The sequence below is a fragment of the Klebsiella sp. CN_Kp088 genome, from assembly GCF_040064335.1.
GTDB lineage: Bacteria > Pseudomonadota > Gammaproteobacteria > Enterobacterales > Enterobacteriaceae > Klebsiella > Klebsiella aerogenes.
This window is the reverse complement of the sequence record NZ_JBEAIQ010000023.1, coordinates 125,348-144,546: the sequence shown is the minus strand read 5'-3', so window position 1 is coordinate 144,546 and position 19,199 is coordinate 125,348. Positions and strand designations below refer to the sequence as shown.

Sequence of the window (19,199 nt, the reverse complement as noted above, 5' to 3'; positions counted from 1 at the left end):
CGCCGATTTATATACTGCGATGCGAATCTATGGCAAACGAGGAAATGAAAATGATAAGAAAACCACTGGCCCTGGCGTTAATTTTGGCGGCGCTGCCGGCGGCGGCAATGGCGCAAAACTGCGGCGACCTGACGCTGGATGTCTGCCCCACGCCTTACGATCAAACGCTACCCGCGGCCAAAGACATGCTCACCTGGGATCAGACTTCACGCGTGATTGGCTTTCGTAATGACTATCGCAACTATGCTGGCGATGTATTCCTCCACGGCGCCTCGGTCCCGCTGGAGCGCGCTGAAAAGCAACTGACCGATGCCCGCTATACGCTCAACGGCCACACCTGGAATTTGCAGGATTACCTGAAGCGCGAAAACGTCAGCGGTATGCTGGTGCTGAAAGACGGTAAAGTCGCCTGGAAATATCTCGCCGAAGGTAATACCGACACCACGTTGTGGACCTCGCGCTCGGTGGGCAAATCGGTCGTCTCAACGCTGGTCGGCATCGCTATTCAACAGGGTAAAATCCACTCCCTCGACGACCTGATTACCGTTTATGAACCCGAACTGAAAGGCACCGCCTGGGACGGCGTAACGCTCAAGCAGCTCATTCAACATACCAGCGGCGTGGAATGGAATGAAGATTACACCAATCCACAGTCGCACTTCGCCCGCCTGACCCAGTGTGAAGCGCAGCCCGGCGCCTACGATTGCGTGCGTAAAATCGTATCGACACTGTCGCGCAAACACCCGGCGGGCGAGCAGTGGTCCTACTCTTCCGGCGGCGCCTGGCTGCTGGGCGATGTGCTGGAGCGCGCGACCGGTATGTCGCTGGCCGCCTGGCTTGAGCAATCACTGTGGCAACCTGCGGGTATGGCTCACGATGGCGTCTGGCACGCCTACAAAAAAGGACAACATGATGTCGGCGCCCACGGCTTTAACGCCACCCTCGAAGACTGGGGCCGCTTTGGCGAGTTTGTCGCCCGCGATGGCCGCCTGAGCAACGGTAAACAGCTGGTGCCCGCTGGCTGGTTCGATCAAGCCGCAAGCTGGACAAAAGCGCTGAACTCGGTTTCAGCCGCGCATCCGGAAGGTATCTATGGCTATCAATGGTGGAATAACGCCATTCCGGCCAATGCGCAAAACGTACAGCCGACGCCGCAGGAAGGGCTGAAAGGCTCGCTGTGGGCGCTGGGGATCTACGGCCAGGTGATTATGGTCAACCGTGCGGAACATCTGGTGATCGTGCAGTGGTCAACCTGGCCACAAGCGGAACCGTCCTTTAACGCACAGCCGCTGGAAGCGGCGCTGATGTACAGCGCCATTGCCCGCGAATTGCGCTAATCTCCCCTGCTCCTTGCCGCTTAACCGGCAAGGAGCGTATCGGCATTTAACGCCAGGTGCTGCAGCAGCATAATGGTTTTCGCATCCACGATTTCACCCTCGCGAATGGCCTGTAACGCCCGCGCCAGCGGCCACTCCAGCACTTCAATATCCTCTCCTTCCGCCGCCAGCCCGCCGCCATCGCCACGGCGATCGTCCGCGGAGTATCCGGCAATAAAGAAGTACAGCTTCTCGGTAACCGACCCCGGGCTCATAAACGCGGTGAATACCGGCTCAATGCGGGTAACGCGAAATCCGGTCTCCTCTTCCGCTTCGGCGATAATGCGCTCTTCCGGCGAGGCGTTATCCAGTAATCCCGCGGCGGCTTCGATCAGAAAGCCGTCGTGACCGTTGATCCACACCGGAAAACGAAACTGGCGGATGAGCACCACGCTCTGCTTGTGGCGGTTATAGAGCAGAATAACCGCGCCGTTGCCGCGGTCGTAGGCTTCCCGGCTCTGCTCCTGCCAGCGCCCATCCCGGCGCAACAGCTCAAAGGTATATTTTTTCAGCGTGTACCAGTTATCGGACAAGAGCGTTTCGCGAACGTGGCGAACGCGCGGTGCGTCTTCATGCATGATTTTTCCCCTTCCAAGGTGACAGCGGGCAACATAGCATGCATAATCATGCACAAACAAGATCAATCGTGAAGTAAACAAAATGCTCGCCAGCCAGAGAAAACAGCACATCCTGCAGATCCTTGCCGCAGAAAAACAGGTGATGTCGGGGGAGTTAAGTCAACGCTTTCAGGTCTCAGAAGACTCCATTCGTCGCGATCTGCGCGAACTGGCGGCGGAAGGTAAACTGCAACGGGTCCACGGCGGCGCGCTGCCGGTATCCGCCGCTATCGCGCCAATCGAAAGCAGAAAAAACGTGCAGATGGCTTCCAAACAGGCGATAGCTTGCCGGGCGGCGGCGCTTATCCAGCCAGGACAGGTGGTTATCGTCGACGGCGGCACCACCACCACGGCGATGATCGCCGCGCTACCTGCCGACCTTGCTTGTACCGTGGTGACGCACAGTCCGGGGATCGCCGTGGCGCTGGTCGAGCATCCGCGGATCGAAGTGATCCTGCTCGGCGGTACATTGTTTAAACATTCCGTAGTTACGGTCGGCACCGGGACGCTGGCGGCGATGGCGCGGATTCATGCCGATCTGTTCTTTATGGGGGTTACCGGCGTGCACCCGCAGGCGGGCTTTACCACCGGTGATTATGAAGAGGCGGGCATTAAGCGCGCGCTGGCGGCCAGAGCCGCAGAAACCGTGGTGATGGCCTCTGCCGAAAAAATTAATTCCGCCTCCGCGTTTGCCATCGGCGAGCTTAATCTTGCCAGCACAGTGGTTATCGATAGCGAACTGGATGACAGGTTACGTCAGAAGCTTAAGCAAAGCGGCGTCGGGATTATTCAGGTAGCAGGTTAACCCGGCGGCATCATGTTCCGCCGGGATAATCAGCAGGGATTAATTACCGCCTGAGGTACGGCGCTGCAGCTGATCGCGCAGGTTCGGCGGCGTACCTTTAATGGTCAACGTATCCGTTGCCGGATCCCAGAATACGCGCTCGCCGAGCAGCATCGCATCAAAGTTAATGGTCAAGCCGCCGCCGCTACCGGCAAATTTGGTCAGCTGGCGCAGCGTACTGCGATCCGCCGGGAAGCTCTCTTCGAGCTCATAACCCTGCTCGGCGGTAAACTCCTGGAAACTCTTTTCGCTGACGCCTGAGAGCTCTTTCGACAACGACTCCAGCTCGATCTCTTCGCCTGCCTGCAGCTGTTCGTTACAGTAGGCATACACCTGCTGGCGCACGTTCTGGCGCTCGGATTTATCCAGCTGCGCGTCAGCGGCGAAATCATCCACCGCCTGCAACAGACCGCGGTTCTGCGCTTTGGCATTGAGCCCTTCGCTGGCGCCGAGGAAGTCCATGAAGAAATCGGCGACTTTACGCCCCACCCGCCCTTTCAGGAAGGTCAGATAACGGGTCGATTCGGGATTGGTTTCCCACTCGGTCAGATCGATACGCGCCACGATGTCGGCATGGTTGATGTCCAGGTAATGGGTGGAACTGATATCCAGCTCTTCGTTAACGCGCATGCTGCTCAGATTATTGAGCACCGCCACCAGCAGATACTCGACCGCCAGGTAACGATACTGACAGAACAGCACAATGCCGCCTTCAGCAAATGGATACTTCGCCAGCTCATCGCGCAGGCGGCCGGTTGCCGCACGGCTGAAAGGAAGAAATTCTTCTTCACCCTGACGCTGTAAACGCAACGCTTGCGCCAGTTCGCTCTCTTCATTAAAGAGGCCGTAGGCTTTGCTTTTTGCGCTGTAGACACGATGCAGTTCGGCCATCATCTCCACGACAGTGGCATTTGGTTCCAGCAGCGACTCGCGTAGCACCAGTTCCAGATTCTGTTCATCACGTTTGATCAACTGATGCAGGGCAATCTGGTCGATATCCAGACTCATGTTAAACTCTCCTTTTAGACCGGGCGGTATTCAACCACCACCGGGACGACGACGCAACCGGCAGACGCCTCTTTTATGCTTGAGACTCGCGTGGCCGGGCGCTTTTGCGCCGTGGCGAAAAAATGCGGAAAAAAAGCTGCTGCTACGGTAATATGTTGCCCTTTCACGAACAAACAGATTTTGAGTTTATGCCACAAATATCCCGCTATAGCGATGAACAGGTCGAGCAGTTGCTCAGCGAGCTAACGAACGTCCTGGAAACACACAAAGCGCCGGTTGACCTGTCACTGATGGTGCTGGGCAATATGGTGACCAACCTGCTCAACAGTAGCGTCGCGCCGGCGCAGCGTCAGGCAATCGCCCGTTCTTTCGCCCAGGCGCTGCAATCGTCCATTAACGACGATCCCGCGCACTAAGGATAACGAACAACAGTATATGGTGACTCTTCGTCAGCCCTACCGAGAAAAAGTCTCCCAGATGGTCAGCTGGGGACACTGGTTCGCCCTGTTCAACATGTTGTTGGCAATGGCGCTCGGCAGCCGCTATCTTTTTGTCGCCGACTGGCCAACGACGCTTGCCGGACGAGTATTCTCGTATGTCAGCCTCGTTGGTCATTTCAGTTTTCTGGTTTTCACCAGCTATGTACTGATTCTCTTTCCGCTGACCTTTATTGTCGGCTCGCAGCGGCTTATGCGCTTCCTGTCGGTTATCTTCGCCACCGCGGGGATGACGCTGCTGCTAATCGATAGCGAAGTTTTCACTCGCTTCCACCTGCACTTAAATCCCGTCGTCTGGGAACTGGTGATTAACCCCGATCAGAACGAGATGGCTCGCGACTGGCAGCTGATGTTTATCAGCGTACCGATCATCTTCCTGATTGAGATGCTCTTCGCCACCTGGAGCTGGCAAAAGCTGCGCAGCCTGACGCGCCGCCGCCACTACGCGCGCCCCGTCGCCTGGTTTTTCTTTATTTCGTTTATCAGCAGCCACCTGATTTATATCTGGGCGGATGCCAATTTTTATCGCCCGATCACCATGCAGCGGGCCAACTTGCCGCTCTCTTATCCGATGACCGCCCGCCGCTTCCTTGAGAAGCATGGCCTGCTCGATGCGCAAGACTATCAGCGCCGTCTGGTTGAGCAAGGCGCGCCGGAAGCGGTTTCGGTGCAATATCCGCTGAGCGATCTGCGCTATCGCGACCTCGGTACGGGTTACAACGTACTGCTCATTACCGTGGATAACCTTAACTATTCACGTTTCGAGAAGAACATGCCGCAGCTGGCTGCTTTTGCGAAAGAGAGCGTCAACTTTAGCCAGCATATGAGCTCCGGTAATAGCACCGACAGCGGGATGTTCGGCCTGTTCTACGGCATATCGCCGGGTTATATGGATGGCGTGCTCTCGGCGCGTATCCCGGCGGCGCTGATTACCGCCCTCAACCAACAGGGCTACCAGTTGGGTCTGTTCTCGTCAGACGGTTTCAGCAGCCCGCTCTATCGTCAGGCACTGCTGTCGGACTTCTCGCTGCCGGCGGCTAAAACGCAGAGCGATGAACAAACGGCCGACCAATGGATCGGCTGGCTGGATCGCTACGCTCTGGACGAGAACCGCTGGTTCTCGTGGGTATCGCTGAACGGCACTAATATTGATAACAGCCAGCAGCAGAATTTTGCGCGCACCTATGGCCGCGCCGCAGGCAACGTCGATACACAAATTGGCCGCGTGCTGGACGCGCTGCGTAAAGCGGGCAAACTGGATAATACGGTGGTGATAATTACCGCCGGGCACGGTATGCCGCTGGATAACAAGCAGGGTAAATTCGACTGGTCACGGGGCAATCTGCAGGTACCGCTGGTTATCCACTGGCCGGGAACCCCAGCGCAAGAGATCGCAACGCTCACGGATAACAAAGACGTGATGACGACGCTGATGCAGCGTCTGCTGCACGTGTCGACGCCAGCGAATGAATATTCGCAGGGCGAAGACCTGTTTAGCCCGGCACGCCGCCGCAGCTGGGTCACTGCGGCCAATAGCGATACTCTGGCGATTACCACGCCAACGATGACCGTGGTGCTCGACCACAACGGCACCTACCACACCTGGAACAGCGATGGTGAGAAAGTGAAAGACCAAAAACCGCAGCTCAGCCTGCTGCTGCAGGTGCTGACGGATGAAAAACGCTTTATCGCTAACTGATTGATTAATTTTAAATCAATCAGTTGTCGGTCGCTTGCATTCGATGGGGGAACGGGTAATATTATCCTCCACGCGTCGGCACGTAGCGCAGCCTGGTAGCGCACCGTCATGGGGTGTCGGGGGTCGGAGGTTCAAATCCTCTCGTGCCGACCAAAAATTTAACCGGTAGGTTGCTACAACCACCGGTCCCCTTTAGAACCCGCACTCTCCCTGAGAGCGCGGGTTTTTTAATGTTTGTACTCCCCTTCCCTTTGTGACTGCGATTATCCTGATGGCAAATTGTTAAATTCCATCTATCATTCGACTGTATTCGTTATCATCTGGAGCGGACCCAATGAGAGTTAAAGGACTTACCAAAGGATTTTTTATCCTTATTTTACTGATCGTTACCCTGGCCTTTTTTGACGTACTCTCCCCTTACTATTCCGCTATCCTGTGGGCAGCTATCCTGGCGGTGATATTTAATCCGGTAAAAAACAACATCCGTACGCGCATCGGTGAGCGCAACGGTATCGCGGCGCTACTGACCGTCGTGATTATCTGTCTTATTGTTTTCACCCCGTTGGCGATTATCATTTCGTCGCTAGCCTTCGAACTCAACGTGGTCTACACCAAGTTACAGCACAACGACACCCAGTTTCCGACGGTGGTCGCCAACCTGTTTGCCCATCTCCCGAGCTGGGCCAGAAGTTTCCTCTCCGAGCACAATCTCGATAGCGCGGAACAGATTCAGCAGCAGCTGTCCGATGCCGCCCTGAAAGGCGGGCAGTATCTGGCCGGTAGCGCCTTCCTGATTGGTAAAGGGACCTTTGGCTTTACCGTCAGCTTCGGCATTATGTTATACCTGCTGTTCTTCTTGCTGAAGGATGGCCCCTATCTGGTACTTCTGATCCTTGAATCCTTGCCGCTATCCAATTACGTAAAACAACATCTGTTTGCCAAATTCGCCGCCGTCGCGCGGGCGACGGTTAAAGGTACCGTTGCCGTCGCGCTGGCGCAGGGGGCGCTCGGCGGCTTTGCATTCTGGATTGTCGGTCTTGATGGCAGCATTCTGTGGGGCGCTTTAATGGCCTTTCTGTCGCTCATCCCGGCGGTGGGCTCCGCCATCATCTGGGTGCCGGCGGCGATTTACCTGTTCGCCACCGGGCAATTGTGGCAAGGGGCGTTTATTGTCGGTTTCTTCGTGATTGTCATCGGCCTGGTGGATAACATTCTGCGTCCGCTACTGGTGGGGAAAGATACCAAAATGCCGGATTATCTGATCCTGATTGCCACCCTTGGCGGCATGGAAATCTATGGCATCAACGGCTTTGTCATCGGCCCGCTGATTGCCGCCTTGTTTATTGCCTGCTGGAACCTGTTATCGGGCCGTGAACACGCCGGGAACGCCGACTTACTGGACGAAGAGTTTATTGAAGAAGCCAAAAACAGCCGCGATGAATAGCTAACGCAAGCCTCAGCTTGCTAGTGCATTTCACTATTCATATTGAAAATAATGGTAAATAACTCTTACCATTCACGACAATGATGTTAGTCTGTATTGGTTAGTAACGATAATAAAGGATGATCAACCGTGAAAAAAATCGCTACGCTTGCTGTTTCTCTGCTGGCCGTTGCCTGTGTTTCCACCAGCGCCTTAGCCGCTGAACAGCCGCTGGAGAAAGTCGCCCCCTATCCGAAAGCGGAAAAAGGGATGAAGCGTCAGGTGATTCAGCTGCCGCAGCAGCAGGATGAATCCGCGTTAAAAGTTGAACTGATGATTGGCCAGACGCTGGAAGTCGACTGCAACCATCACCGCCTGGGCGGTCAACTGGAAAGCAAAACCCTGGAAGGCTGGGGCTATGACTACTATGTCTTTGATAAGCTGACGTCCCCGGTTTCCACCATGATGGCCTGCCCGGACGGTAAGAAAGAGAAGAAATTTGTTACCGCTGGTCTCGGCGATACAGGCCTGCTGCGTTACAACAGCAAGCTGCCGATCGTGGTTTATACTCCGGCCAACGTCGAAGTGAAATACCGCATCTGGAAAGCTGAAGAAACTATCGGTAATGCCGTTGAGCGTTAATCGCCTGCGGTAATACAAAACGGCAGCCCGAAGGCTGCCGTTTTTGTTATAGCGCGATATCCGCCATCGGTTTGCCGCCGGTCAACGGTTTGAGTTCGGCCTGCGGCACCTCGTCCGCCGCAGTCGTCGGCTCGTAGTGTAGCCCCAGCACTTCACTGGTCCACGCCAGCGCCTGCTCAATAGCGGCTGGGTTACCATCCAGACGCATACCGTAGCTCGGCACGATCTCTTTCATCTTCGCCTGCCAGGCCGGCGTCTGTACTTTGTCTTTGAAGACTTTCTCCAACAGCTGCACCATGATCGGCGCCGCCGTCGACGCGCCAGGAGAAGCGCCCAGCAGCGCGGCTACGGTGCCTTCATCATCGCACACCACTTCGGTGCCAAGGCGCAACACGCCGCCCATCTTCTTATCACGTTTGATAATCTGTACACGCTGACCGGCCTGCCACAGGCGCCAGTCCTCTTTGCGCGCTTCCGGGTAGTACTCGCACAGTGCGGCATGACGATCTTTATCTTTCTGCAATACCTGGCTAATCAGATATTTCACCAGGTCGAAGTTATCCATCCCGACGTTAAGCATCGGCAGAATATTCGAGGTATTCGTCGAGGCCAGCAGATCCCAAAGCGATCCATTTTTCAGGAAACGGGTCGAGAAGGTCGCGAATGGCCCGAACAGCACCACGCGTTTGCCGTCGATAATACGGGTGTCGATATGCGGCACCGACATCGGCGGCGCGCCAACTTCCGCCTGGCCGTAGACTTTCGCCAGGTGATGATTAACCACTTCCGGGTTCTCACACACCAGGAACTGTCCGCCAACCGGGAAGCCCGCGTACTCTTTCGCCTGCGGAATGCCGGTTTCCTGCAGCAGCGTCAGAGCAGCGCCGCCCGCGCCAATAAAGATGAATTTGGTTTTGATTGTCCGCTTCTGGTGACGATTGTTGGCATCCGCCAGCGTCACCGTCCAGCTGTTGTCCGCATTGCGCTTAAAACGGCGAACGACGGTACCCAACTGGAGAGAAAAATTATCATGCGTCTGTAGCCCGGCGATCAGCTGGCGAGTGATCTCGCCGTAGTTAACGTCGGTGCCCATTTCGGTACGCGTCGCCGCCACTTTTTGCTGCGGATCGCGACCTTCCATCACCAGCGGCGCCCACTCCTTGATCTGCTGATGATCTTCAGAATAGCGAATACCGCGGAACAGCTCGCTCTGCTGCAGCGCCGCGTAGCGCGCGCGCAGGAAGTTAACGTTGTCTTCACCCCACACAAAGCTCATGTGCGGCACGCTGTTAATAAAAGATTTCGGCTTAGTCAGGATGCCGCGGGTCACCTGGTGGGCCCAAAACTGACGAGAAATATGGAAGGACTCATTGATATCGACCGCTTTGTCGATATTGATTCCATTGGCGGTTTGCGGCGTGTAGTTAAGCTCCATCAGCGCCGCATGGCCGGTACCCGCATTGTTCCAGCCGTTCGAGCTTTCCTCGGCAACGCTGGTCATCTGCTCGACCATGGTAATAGACCAATCCGGCTCCAGTTCCTGCAGCCAGGTTCCCAACGTGGCGCTCATGATACCGCCGCCAATCAACAATACATCCGTCTCTTGCTCATGGCGGGTGTTGGTCCGATTTGTATTGGAACCAACCGCCTGTGAGCTGGGTACGGCCATCTTTTTCTTCATCGGATTTGAGCCTTACTTTTACTCGCTTTTTTTATTTAGCGCAGGTGAAACGATTCTCGGGATCAAAGGTACCACCTGTACTCAAAAATTTAAATATTGTTTAAATTTTAAGTTGAGTTTTGAGATCTGTTATAAAAATGTTTAATAAATGTGTACACAAAATCACTTTTTGTACTGGTATGATGGTCATTTCCGCGCTATCATCTCCCGTTCTGTGATGGAGCGCACGCCAACGGCGGCATGCCTCACTTCAAATTTTTTATCATCCGCGAACTTTTATGCCCTCAACTTTCCGCTCTCTCTCTCCGGCGTTGATAACACGCGAGACCCTTGCTGGCGTGCTGACTGCCCTGGCGTTAATTCCTGAAGTCATTTCATTTTCGGTCATTGCCGGCGTTGACCCACAGGTCAGCCTGATTGCTTCGGCAGTGCTCTGTCTGGCGATGTCGGTTCTTGGCGGGCGCCCGGCGATGGTGACGGCGGCGGCAGGTTCTGTCGCCCTGGTGATCGGCCCGATGGTACATCAGCATGGCGTAGGGTATATTCTGCCTGCTGTCATTTTGGCTGGTATTATTCAAATTTTGTTTGGGATATGCGGTATGGCGCGGTTAATGCGCTTTATCCCGCCACCGGTGATGACCGGGTTTGTTAATGCGCTAGGCATTCTTATTTTTTTCGCCCAGGTTCCCCATTTCTGGAGCAGGCAACCGCTCATCGTCGGCCTGTTCGTTCTGACGCTGCTCATCGTGCTGTGGGCGCCGCGTTTTATCAAAGCCGTGCCGGCGCCGCTTATTGCTATCGTCCTCCTTACTGCTTATACCGTCACCAGCGGGCAGCTTCTGCCGACCGTGGGTGATGAAGGCGCTATGAGCGGCGGTCTGCCGGGCTTCAACGCGCTGGCGGTGCCGCTGGATTTAAGCACCTTAAAAATTATCTGGCCCTGCGCCCTGAGTATCGCCTTTGTCGGCCTGATGGAATCGCTGCTGACGGCAAAGCTGGTGGACGATCTCACCCATACGCCGTCAAATAAGTCGCGTGAGAGCGCAGGACTGGGGATCGCCAATATCCTCGCGGGCTGCTATGGCGGCATCGCCGGATGCGCGATGATCGGCCAGACTATCGTTAACGTAGAAATGGGCAAGGCGCGCAGCCGCCTATCGACGATAGTGGCCGGTATGGTACTGCTGCTTCTGGTGACGGTGCTAAGCCAGGTAATGGCCAAAATTCCAATGGCGGTGCTGGCCGGGGTCATGGTGATCGTGGCGGTGAAAACCTTCAGTTGGCAGAGTATTCGCCCAACCGCGCTGGCGCGCAATCCATGGCCGGAAACGGTGGTCATGGCAGCGACCGTTGTCGTGACGGTCACTACCAGTAATCTGGCGATCGGCGTACTGGCGGGGCTTATCGCAATGGCGCTCATCCCTCGCCGCCTGCGCGTAAAAGCGCAGCTTACATCAGAAACAGCGTCGCCAGACCAAGGAAAATAAAGAAGCCGCCGGTATCGGTAATCGCGGTGATCATCACGCTGGAGCCGACCGCCGGATCGCGCCCCAGCTTGACCATCACCATCGGGATGATAACCCCCATCATCGCCGCCATCAGCAGGTTGAGCATCATCGCCAACGTCATCACCCCGCCAAGCTGCGGGTCATCGTACAGCCACCAGGTGATAGCGCCCATTATCCCGCCCCATACCAGGCCATTAATCAGCGCGACGCCCATCTCGCGCAGGATCAGGAAGGTAAAACTTCCCGGCTGGATCTGCTGCAGCGCCATCGCACGGACGATCATGGTGATCGTCTGATTGCCGGTATTCCCGCCAATCCCGGCGACGATCGGCATCAGCGAGGCCAGAGCCACCAGCTGCGAAATCGTATGTTCAAAGCCGTCGATCACCCGTGAAGCGATAAACGCCGTACAGAGGTTCACCGCCAGCCACGCCCAGCGGGTTTTCACCGCTTTGCTCACCGGCGCAAAAACATCATCATCTTCGCTCAGACCGCCCATCCGGCGCAGGTCGTTATCGGTCTCTTCGTACACCACATCGACGATCTCATCGATGGTCAAACGCCCCATCAGCTTGCCGTCGGCATCAATCACCGCAGCACTCAGTAAGTCATCACGCTCGAAGGTACGCGCCACTTTTTCCGCCTCTTCCTGCGGCTGGAAAGTCACCGGATCGCCTTCCATCACTTCGCCAACGCGCTTTTGCGCATCATTGAGCAGAATAGTCTGCAGCTCCAGCTCGCCAAGCAGCAGTTTATTACGGGTGGTGACGAACAGTTTGTCGGTGTTTTCCGGCATTTTGCCCAGACGGCGCAGATAGCGCTGTACCGCCGCCAGAGTGGCTTCCGGGCGTACGGTAATCACTTCAAATTCCATGATCGCGCCGACGGTGTTATCGGCGTAGCGCATCATCTGACGAATGCGCGCACGTTTATCCGGCGGCAGCGTCGCCAGCAGGCGGCCGGTTAAGTCGCGCGGCAGGTGCTGCAACAGGTAAACCTGTTCATCAATATCCAGCGATTGCAGGGCAAATATCAAGTCGTGATCGCTCATCTTATCGATGAGATCGCCCCATACGCTCTCTGACGCCTCCAGCAGCACCTCGCCGCGCTTGTCATCGGCAACCAGCCCCCACAGCGCGGTACGCGCGTCATAGGGCAGCGCTTCCAGGGCATCGGCGAGGTCCGGCGGCGGCAGATGCGACACCAGCACTTCCACTTCCGCCAGGTCATCGGCCAGCGTCCCTTCATCATAGCGCTCCGCGAGGGTGAGTTTCCCCAGCAGCGCGGAGGTGACGGCTTTATCAGTGCTCAATAGCCAAATCAGGCGGGCGCGTTCTTCATCGCGTAATCGGGCGCTTTTTTTATGCAAAACGGACATCGCTCAGGCAATCCTTGTGAGAATAGAAGTCGACCTGCATGGCCGCAGCCATAAGCATAGCGCGAGGAGGGGGAAATAATAACCGCCAGCAATTTATCTGCTGTAAAAACCAGCAATATGTCCCGAACGGGCGAGCACGCCCGATCGGGTAACCAGCAAAACCGTCAGGCGGTACGCGCGACCGCATCGCGGGTCGCCAGTTCGCGCTCAACGCCGGTGAGCTCGCTAAGCTTGCCGCTGCGCATCTCCAGCAGGCGATCGGCATGCTGGAAATAGTGATCATCGTGGCTGATAGCAAACACGGTTTTCCCCATTTGCTGCATCAACGGTAATAACACCTGATAAAACTCGCGGCGGAAATGCGGATCCTGATCCGCAGCCCACTCATCGAGCAAAATGATATCGCGCTCTTCGGCCAGCGCCAGCAGCAGCGCCACGCGCTTTTTCTGTCCTTTAGACAGCTTCAGATCGAGAATTTTTCCCTCTTCCAGCTGCAGCTTGTGGTCCATCTTCAGATACGCCAGCCACTTCGCGACCAGCGCCGGATCGGCGTGTTCGCCTTTTGGCCCTAACAGACGATCAAATAGCCAGACATCGGTAAATACCGCCGAGAACAGCTTGCGGTAATCTTCTGGTTTTTCCGCCGCCAGCGGTTGCCCATCGAGCAGGATCTGCCCGGAGAGCGGTTGATACAGCCCGGTCAACAACATTGCCAGCGTCGATTTACCGCTGCCATTGCCGCCAATCAGAAACACCAGTTCGCCGCGTTTGAGAGTTAAATTAATCGGCCCGACGGCAAAACTGTTATCCGGGTAGTGGAACGACACGTCGCGCAGCTCCAGGGTCTGCCAGTGCGGATGCGCCTGCGGCTCGGGGAAACCGGCGCGATAAGGCGCCAGCGCGAACTGATGCAGTTTATTGAATGCCACCTGGGCGCTGAGCAAGGTCGGCAGCGCCCCCACCGCCGACAGCAGCGGCGTACGCAGGAATAACAGCGTCAGAGAATAGGTCGCCGCCACCGCGGTATTGGCCCACCCGAGGCCATTCGCCATCCAGAACACCAGACCGATGGCGCCAAGCATCATGATATTCGACCAGTTCACCGCGCTCAGGTGGAACGTATCGGCGCGGATGATGTGGTGGCGATAGTCGCGGGCATCCGGCAGATACAGCTGATTAAAAACATATTCGGCGCGTTCGCGGTTGAGCGTCAGCTCTTTGCGCCCTTCCAGCACCGTCTGATAATCATGATACAGCTTATCTTCGGTCTCGCGCAGCGTTGCCATATGCTTATAGACGCGCGCCACCAGCACAAAGCCGCCCCAGATGGTGACCGCCATCCAGACCGCGGTCACCAGCATCATTTTACCTGACAGAAAAGCCAGGTAGGCGGCGGACCCGAAGGTCAGGATAATCCCCTGCACCAGTTCCGGCAGGCGCACAAAGGCGATGGTAATGTTACGCACGTCACTAGTTAAGCCCGCCAGCAGCGAAGCGTTGCCGATTTTTTCGATCTTTTCGATTTGGGTGTCGAGAATGCGTTTAATAAATTCGCCGCGCAGGCGATAGACAAAGTGGTGGCCAAGCGTGGTTAACGCCAGCTGCGAGCCGAGCGTGACCGCCATCAACAGCAGCAGCAGGCCGAGAAACTCCGGCAGCACGGTGAGCGAGGTATCCACAAGGGAAATCAGGCGCAAGTTAATAAAGGCGATAAGCCCGATACCCAGCGCCGCGCTGAGCAAACTGAGCGCCATGACGGCAATGAACGGCCAGCGGTACTGGCGCCAAACAAGAACAAGTAATTCCATAAGCTACGATCCGGACAAGCAAACAGCCAGCAGTTTAAACGGCTTGCCGACGACAGCAAGAATAATTCTTATTTTTGTTTTTGCCGGCCTCCCGCGAGGCGAAACGTGAGGTTATAACGACAGGCGCCGGTCAGCGGGTGCTCCCCCGGTTTAAGCGGCTGGATGCCGTGGTAAAAGAGCCGTGATTCGCCGCCCCACACCACCACATCGCCATGCTCCAGCAGCAGCCGACGCAGCGGATCGTTACGTTTCAGCCCGCCAAACTGAAACACCGCCGGCAGTCCCAACGACACCGAAACGATAGGCGCGCGCAAATCTCGCTCGTCTTTATCCTGATGCAGCGACAGCTTCGCGCCCGGCTGGTAGCGGTTAATCAAACAGGCGTCCGGGGAGAAATGCGCATAACCCGCCTCCTGCGCCGCCTCCGCCGCCAGTTGCTGAAAAATCAATGGCATCGGCGGCCAATGTTCGCCGGTCAACGGATCGCCCGGCGCATAGAGATAGCCGTGCATATCGGTTGTCCAGCCGAGTTGGCCACAGTTGGTCATGGCCACCGACATGGTATAACCGCCAGGGGTCACCATCTGGCGGAACGGAGAAGCGCTGGCTACCGCGGCGATGGCCTGCAGCAGCGCCGGCGCGCGCTGCACGGCGAAGCGGCGTAATATCATCGCCCCGGGGGCCAGCGGCTCCTGCCAGGGCGGCGTATCGGCAAACAGATCGAGCATTATTTCTCCCGCATTTTTGCTTCGCGCGCCAGCAGCAGCGCTTTACGTTCGCTTCCCCAACGATAGCCGGAAAGCGCCCCGCCCTCACGCACTACCCGATGGCAAGGAATGACTATCGCCAGTTTATTGGCAGCGCAGGCCCCGGCTACCGCTCTGACCGCGCGCGGTTGACCGATGCTATGCGCTACCTCGCGATAGCTGCGGGTTTCGCCTGCCGGGATCTGGCGCAAGGCTTGCCAGACCCGTTGCTGGAAAGCGGTACCACGAATATCCAGCGGCAAATTCACCGCCTGCTGCGGGTTGTCCAGATGGGCAACCACCTGCGCCACGCGTTCGGTAAACGTGTCATCACCCGGCTGTAATTGGGCGCCGGGAAACAAGCTCGCCAGCTGCGCATATAACGCCTTATCGTCATCGCCCAGCAACACAGCGCATACGCCGCGTTCACTGAACGCCACCAGGCACCGTCCTGAGGCGCTATTGCAGCAAACCCAGCTAATCAATATATCTGCGCCGCCGCGTTTAAACTGGCGGGCGGTCATGCCCAGCGTCTCATTTGCCTGGCGATAATAGCTGGCGGAATCAGGGAAGCCGGCGGCTAATGCCGCGCTGGTGACGTTCTGGCCATGACTTAATGCTTCGCGTAGGCGCCGCGCGCGCCACGCCTGCTGCCAGGCCTTGGGCGTAAGCCCGGTGACCGATTTAAAAATGCGATGGAAATGAAACGGGCTGACCGCCAGCTGCTGCGCCAGCGCCTCAAGGGTGATTGGCACCTCTTGCTCCAGCAGACGGCAGGCGGCGGCCACCTTCTCGACCCGCTGTTGGTCCGGGTCGAGATTATCCGGCCGACACCGTTTACAGGGGCGATATCCGGCGGCCTTTGCGGCTTCGACATCAGCATAAAAGCGGACATTCTCCCGTAGCGCGCGCCGTGAACGGCACGAGGGACGGCAGCAGACGCCGGTGGTCAACACGGCGAAAACAAACTGCCCGTCGGCGCTGGCGTCGCGTTCGCAGACCGCCTGCCAGCGGCGGTCATCGTTAGTCATATCGGCAATCATCGGTTTCATAGCGGGCTCCTGCTGTAAGTGTATCCTTACTTTGCGCCTTGCTCCGATCTAAAAAACTGCGCTTCTTGCTTTTTAATTCTGCTCGCCGACAAGGAAGGTGCGGAACTGCGGCGACATCCAGGTCTTAAAGCCATCGCCCTCTTTGACGATCATATAGACCGCTAGCCCCTGCTCGTGTGCCACCTTTTGCGCTTTTTCCGGCCCTAATACCATCAGCCCGGTATCCCAGCCGTCGGCTTCCAGCGCCGTCGGCGCAATCACCGTCACCGATACCAGCTTATGGTTGATGGGGTGGCCGGTTTGCGGATCGATAACGTGAGAAATACGTTTGCCGTCCAGCTCGTAGTAGTTGCGATAGCTGCCGGAGGTACTGATGCCGTGGCCGTTGATATCGACTATCGCCTGCACAGCGTTTTCACGGTCGGTCGGTTTTTGAATCGCCACCCGCCACGGTTTATCGTCGCCGTTCATCCCGCGGCTGACCAGCGCGCCACCAACCGACACCAGATAGCGGGCGATCCCTTCCTGCTCCATCAGGCGCGCCAGATGATCGGCGGCATAGCCCTCGCCGACGGTGGAAAGATCGACAAATAAATCCGCAATATCTTTTTGTAGATATTGTTTATCGGCGCGGTTAATCACCGTCAGATGCTGCAGCCCGGTACGCGCTTTTGCCGCCGCGATTTGCTGCTCCGTCGGCGTTTTAACCGGCTGCTTATCCGGGCCAAAACCCCATAAATTGACCAGCGGCCCGACGGTAATGTCCATCGCTCCGGCGGTTTTGGCGCCAATGCGCAGCGACAGAGTGACGATATCCGCCATCGCCTCGTTCACTGGCCACGGTTCGGTGGTGGCGGCATGATTGAAGCGCATCAGCGCGGAGTCGTTTTTCCAGGTCGAAAGCAGCCAATCATCGCCGTCGAGCTGCGCCTGAACTTTATGGCGTAAATCTTCGGCTTTCGCCGGATCCAACCCAACAACGCTAACGCGCCAGTAGGTCCCCATCGTTTTGCCATCGAGTACGGTGGCGGCGGATTTTGGCGTGGCCGGGGATGTCGCAGAATCACAGCCGGTAAGCAGAACGCAGAGGCCGAAAAAGGCGGCGCGGAAAAAGGTGGTATCCATGAAAACGGGCTCCTGTTACAAAGGCAGCCAGAGTATACCAGCGAGGTTAAACCGGGCATAAAAAAAGGCGCCCGCAGGCGCCTTTTTCAACACTTCAGCTTGCTTAGAACTGGTAAACCAGGCCCAGAGCCACAACGTTGTCAGTAGAGATGCTTGCATCTTTAGTGAACTTGTTGTCGTCCAGCAGGTTGATTTTGTAATCAACGTAGGTGGACATGTTTTTGTTGAAGTAGTAGGTCGCACCCAGGTCAACATATTTCAGGATGTCCTGGTCGCCGTAACGGCCCATGTCTTTACCTTTAGACTGCAGGTAAGCCACGGACGGACGCAGACCGAAGTCGAACTGGTACTGAGCAACAACTTCGAAGTTCTGCGCTTTGTTAGCAAAACCGATGTTACCGGTGCGGGTTGCGTTGTAGGTCTGGGTGTACTGAGTCGCCAGGTAGATGTTGTTGGCGTCGTATTTCAGACCACCGGTGTAGGTTTCAGCGTGATCGCCTTCACCCAGTACGCGACGGGAAACACCGTTGGAGTCAGTATAACGAGTGTTAATGCTGTTCTGCTCATCGGTACGTTTAGAGCTGGAGTACGCGAAACCAGCGCTGATGCCGTCCCAGATATCATAAGTCACGGAGGTGCCGAAGCCTTCGCCGTTCTGTTTCTGGAAGCCGCGACCGTTGTTGGTCTGATCTTCGCCGCTCACGCTGCCGTTTTTACCCTGGTACTGCAGAGCAAAGTTCAGGCCGTCAACCAGACCGAAGAAGTCAGAGTTACGGTAGGTGGCAACGCCGTTAGCACGGGACTGCAGGAAGTTGTCGGAACCGTAGGTGTCGCCGCCGAATTCCGGCAGAACGTCGGTCCAGGAAGTTACGTCGTAAACAACGCCGTAGTTACGACCGTAGTCGAAAGAACCCGCATCGCCGAATTTCAGACCCGCGAAGGCCAGACGAGTCCACGCCTGGTCGCTGGAACTTTCAGTGTTGTTCGCCTGAACGTTGTATTCCCACTGGCCGTAACCGGTCAGCTGGTCGTTGATCTGGGTTTCGCCTTTCACGCCGACACGCATGTAGGTCTGGTCGCCGTCGACGCTGTCGTCGGAAGAGAAGTAGTGCAGACCGTCGATTTTACCGTACAGGTCTAATTTGTTGCCGTCTTTGTTATAAATTTCAGCCGCATTTGCTGCGCCCGCTACCAGCAGTGCTGGTACCAGGAGGGACAGTACTTTAACTTTCATGTTATTAACCCTCTGTTTGTTATATGCCTTTTATTATTGCCACTGCTTACTGATTACCCTTCTAATCAGTCGGCTGTATTCATTGTGCTGCAAAATGCAGAATAATCCAACAAGAATATGATACGAAAACTTCTAAGGTGTTTCAAAATGCGCACAAGATGTTTCAATTTGTAAATACCAAGGAACTTTTTAGGCGCAATAAAGGTCGCAAAAATAAGCACCAAAAATCAAAAAAATAATATTTTCATTACAAATCATTGCATTACAAGCATTCAAATGTATAGCACTGAATGGTAAAACAAAATCCTCCCCGAAGACTAAAATAATCCTCGCTATCATCATTAACTTTATTTATTACCGTCATTCAGTTCTGAATGTCTGTTTACCCCTATTTCAACCGGATGCCTCGCATCCGGTTTTTTTTTACCCTTCTTTACGTATCTTGAATTATGCTGTGCTAACGCAGCAAAAAAATAACGACTATTAATCAATCAATTCCGAATGAAAGTCAGCCTATTTGGCCAATTTCTTGTTTTTTAGTGCTATTTATCTGCAAGAAAT

16 protein-coding genes and 1 tRNA gene are annotated in these 19,199 nt (G+C 55.8%); 8 read left to right on the top strand and 9 right to left on the bottom strand.

What is annotated here, in order from left to right; genetic code table 11:
* Nucleotides 1-50 precede the first annotated feature (50 nt).
* Nucleotides 51-1,337: a serine hydrolase gene (locus ABLV08_RS13940; protein ID WP_348855964.1), complete on the top strand. Its 1,287-nt coding sequence runs from the start codon at nucleotides 51-53 to the stop codon at nucleotides 1,335-1,337.
* 20 nt (nucleotides 1,338-1,357) lie between these two features.
* Here ABLV08_RS13940 and ABLV08_RS13935 read toward each other — a convergent pair whose 3' ends face one another.
* A complete protein-coding gene (locus ABLV08_RS13935; RefSeq protein WP_348855963.1) occupies nucleotides 1,358-1,954 on the bottom strand; it encodes an NUDIX domain-containing protein in 597 nt (198 codons plus the stop codon).
* Nucleotides 1,955-2,036: 82 nt separating this feature from the next.
* On the opposite strand from ABLV08_RS13935, the gene ABLV08_RS13930 reads away from it, so the two are divergent.
* Nucleotides 2,037-2,798, top strand: a complete 762-nt coding sequence (locus tag ABLV08_RS13930) for a DeoR/GlpR family DNA-binding transcription regulator (RefSeq protein WP_015706132.1) — start codon at nucleotides 2,037-2,039, stop codon at nucleotides 2,796-2,798.
* Nucleotides 2,799-2,837: 39 nt separating this feature from the next.
* Here the strand turns inward: ABLV08_RS13930 and yejK are convergent, their stop codons facing one another.
* Nucleotides 2,838-3,845, bottom strand: a complete 1,008-nt coding sequence (yejK, locus tag ABLV08_RS13925; protein WP_015365669.1) for a nucleoid-associated protein YejK — start codon at nucleotides 3,843-3,845, stop codon at nucleotides 2,838-2,840.
* Between the two features lie 188 nt (nucleotides 3,846-4,033).
* Between yejK and ABLV08_RS13920 the strand changes: the two genes are divergently transcribed.
* The 5 genes from ABLV08_RS13920 (at nucleotide 4,034) to eco (ending at nucleotide 8,106) form a co-directional block, all read left to right on the top strand.
* Nucleotides 4,034-4,261, top strand: a complete 228-nt coding sequence (locus ABLV08_RS13920; protein WP_015365667.1) for a YejL family protein — start codon at nucleotides 4,034-4,036, stop codon at nucleotides 4,259-4,261.
* A 19-nt stretch (nucleotides 4,262-4,280) separates the two neighbouring features.
* Nucleotides 4,281-6,041: an LPS biosynthesis-modulating metalloenzyme YejM gene (yejM, locus tag ABLV08_RS13915; RefSeq protein WP_348855962.1), complete on the top strand. Its 1,761-nt coding sequence runs from the start codon at nucleotides 4,281-4,283 to the stop codon at nucleotides 6,039-6,041.
* A gap of 76 nt (nucleotides 6,042-6,117) precedes the next feature.
* Nucleotides 6,118-6,194 (top strand) — tRNA-Pro (locus ABLV08_RS13910).
* 181 nt (nucleotides 6,195-6,375) lie between these two features.
* On the top strand, nucleotides 6,376-7,485 hold the full coding sequence (locus ABLV08_RS13905) for an AI-2E family transporter (RefSeq protein WP_015365665.1): 1,110 nt from the start codon (nucleotides 6,376-6,378) through the stop codon (nucleotides 7,483-7,485).
* A 129-nt stretch (nucleotides 7,486-7,614) separates the two neighbouring features.
* Nucleotides 7,615-8,106 (top strand): serine protease inhibitor ecotin, encoded by a 492-nt coding sequence (gene eco, locus ABLV08_RS13900; protein ID WP_015706134.1) that lies wholly within the window; start codon nucleotides 7,615-7,617, stop codon nucleotides 8,104-8,106.
* Between the two features lie 46 nt (nucleotides 8,107-8,152).
* Here the strand turns inward: eco and mqo are convergent, their stop codons facing one another.
* Complete coding sequence (mqo, locus tag ABLV08_RS13895) at nucleotides 8,153-9,787, bottom strand: malate dehydrogenase (quinone) (protein ID WP_042893836.1); 1,635 nt, start codon at nucleotides 9,785-9,787, stop codon at nucleotides 8,153-8,155.
* A gap of 278 nt (nucleotides 9,788-10,065) precedes the next feature.
* On the opposite strand from mqo, the gene ABLV08_RS13890 reads away from it, so the two are divergent.
* Nucleotides 10,066-11,274 carry a SulP family inorganic anion transporter gene (locus ABLV08_RS13890; RefSeq protein ID WP_348855961.1) on the top strand — a complete coding sequence of 403 codons (1,209 nt, stop codon included), beginning with the start codon at nucleotides 10,066-10,068 and terminating at the stop codon, nucleotides 11,272-11,274.
* Here the strand turns inward: ABLV08_RS13890 and mgtE are convergent.
* The 6 genes from mgtE to ABLV08_RS13860 all read right to left on the bottom strand — a co-directional run bounded on the left by mgtE (nucleotide 11,237) and on the right by ABLV08_RS13860 (nucleotide 18,638).
* Nucleotides 11,237-12,673, bottom strand: a complete 1,437-nt coding sequence (gene mgtE / locus ABLV08_RS13885) for a magnesium transporter (RefSeq protein WP_015706137.1) — start codon at nucleotides 12,671-12,673, stop codon at nucleotides 11,237-11,239. The genes ABLV08_RS13890 and mgtE overlap by 38 nt on opposite strands.
* Nucleotides 12,674-12,837: 164 nt before the next feature.
* On the bottom strand, nucleotides 12,838-14,481 hold the full coding sequence (locus ABLV08_RS13880) for a multidrug ABC transporter permease/ATP-binding protein (RefSeq protein ID WP_348855959.1): 1,644 nt from the start codon (nucleotides 14,479-14,481) through the stop codon (nucleotides 12,838-12,840).
* 68 nt (nucleotides 14,482-14,549) lie between these two features.
* On the bottom strand, nucleotides 14,550-15,209 hold the full coding sequence (gene alkB, locus ABLV08_RS13875) for a DNA oxidative demethylase AlkB (protein WP_015365631.1): 660 nt from the start codon (nucleotides 15,207-15,209) through the stop codon (nucleotides 14,550-14,552).
* Nucleotides 15,209-16,279, bottom strand: a complete 1,071-nt coding sequence (ada, locus tag ABLV08_RS13870; RefSeq protein WP_045364400.1) for a bifunctional DNA-binding transcriptional regulator/O6-methylguanine-DNA methyltransferase Ada — start codon at nucleotides 16,277-16,279, stop codon at nucleotides 15,209-15,211. Before ada ends, alkB begins: the two co-directional genes overlap by 1 nt.
* 72 nt (nucleotides 16,280-16,351) lie before the next feature.
* Nucleotides 16,352-17,404: an FAD:protein FMN transferase ApbE gene (apbE, locus tag ABLV08_RS13865; RefSeq protein ID WP_316552191.1), complete on the bottom strand. Its 1,053-nt coding sequence runs from the start codon at nucleotides 17,402-17,404 to the stop codon at nucleotides 16,352-16,354.
* 103 nt (nucleotides 17,405-17,507) lie between these two features.
* On the bottom strand, nucleotides 17,508-18,638 hold the full coding sequence (locus ABLV08_RS13860; RefSeq protein WP_117025963.1) for a porin OmpC: 1,131 nt from the start codon (nucleotides 18,636-18,638) through the stop codon (nucleotides 17,508-17,510).
* Nucleotides 18,639-19,199: the final 561 nt, after the last annotated feature.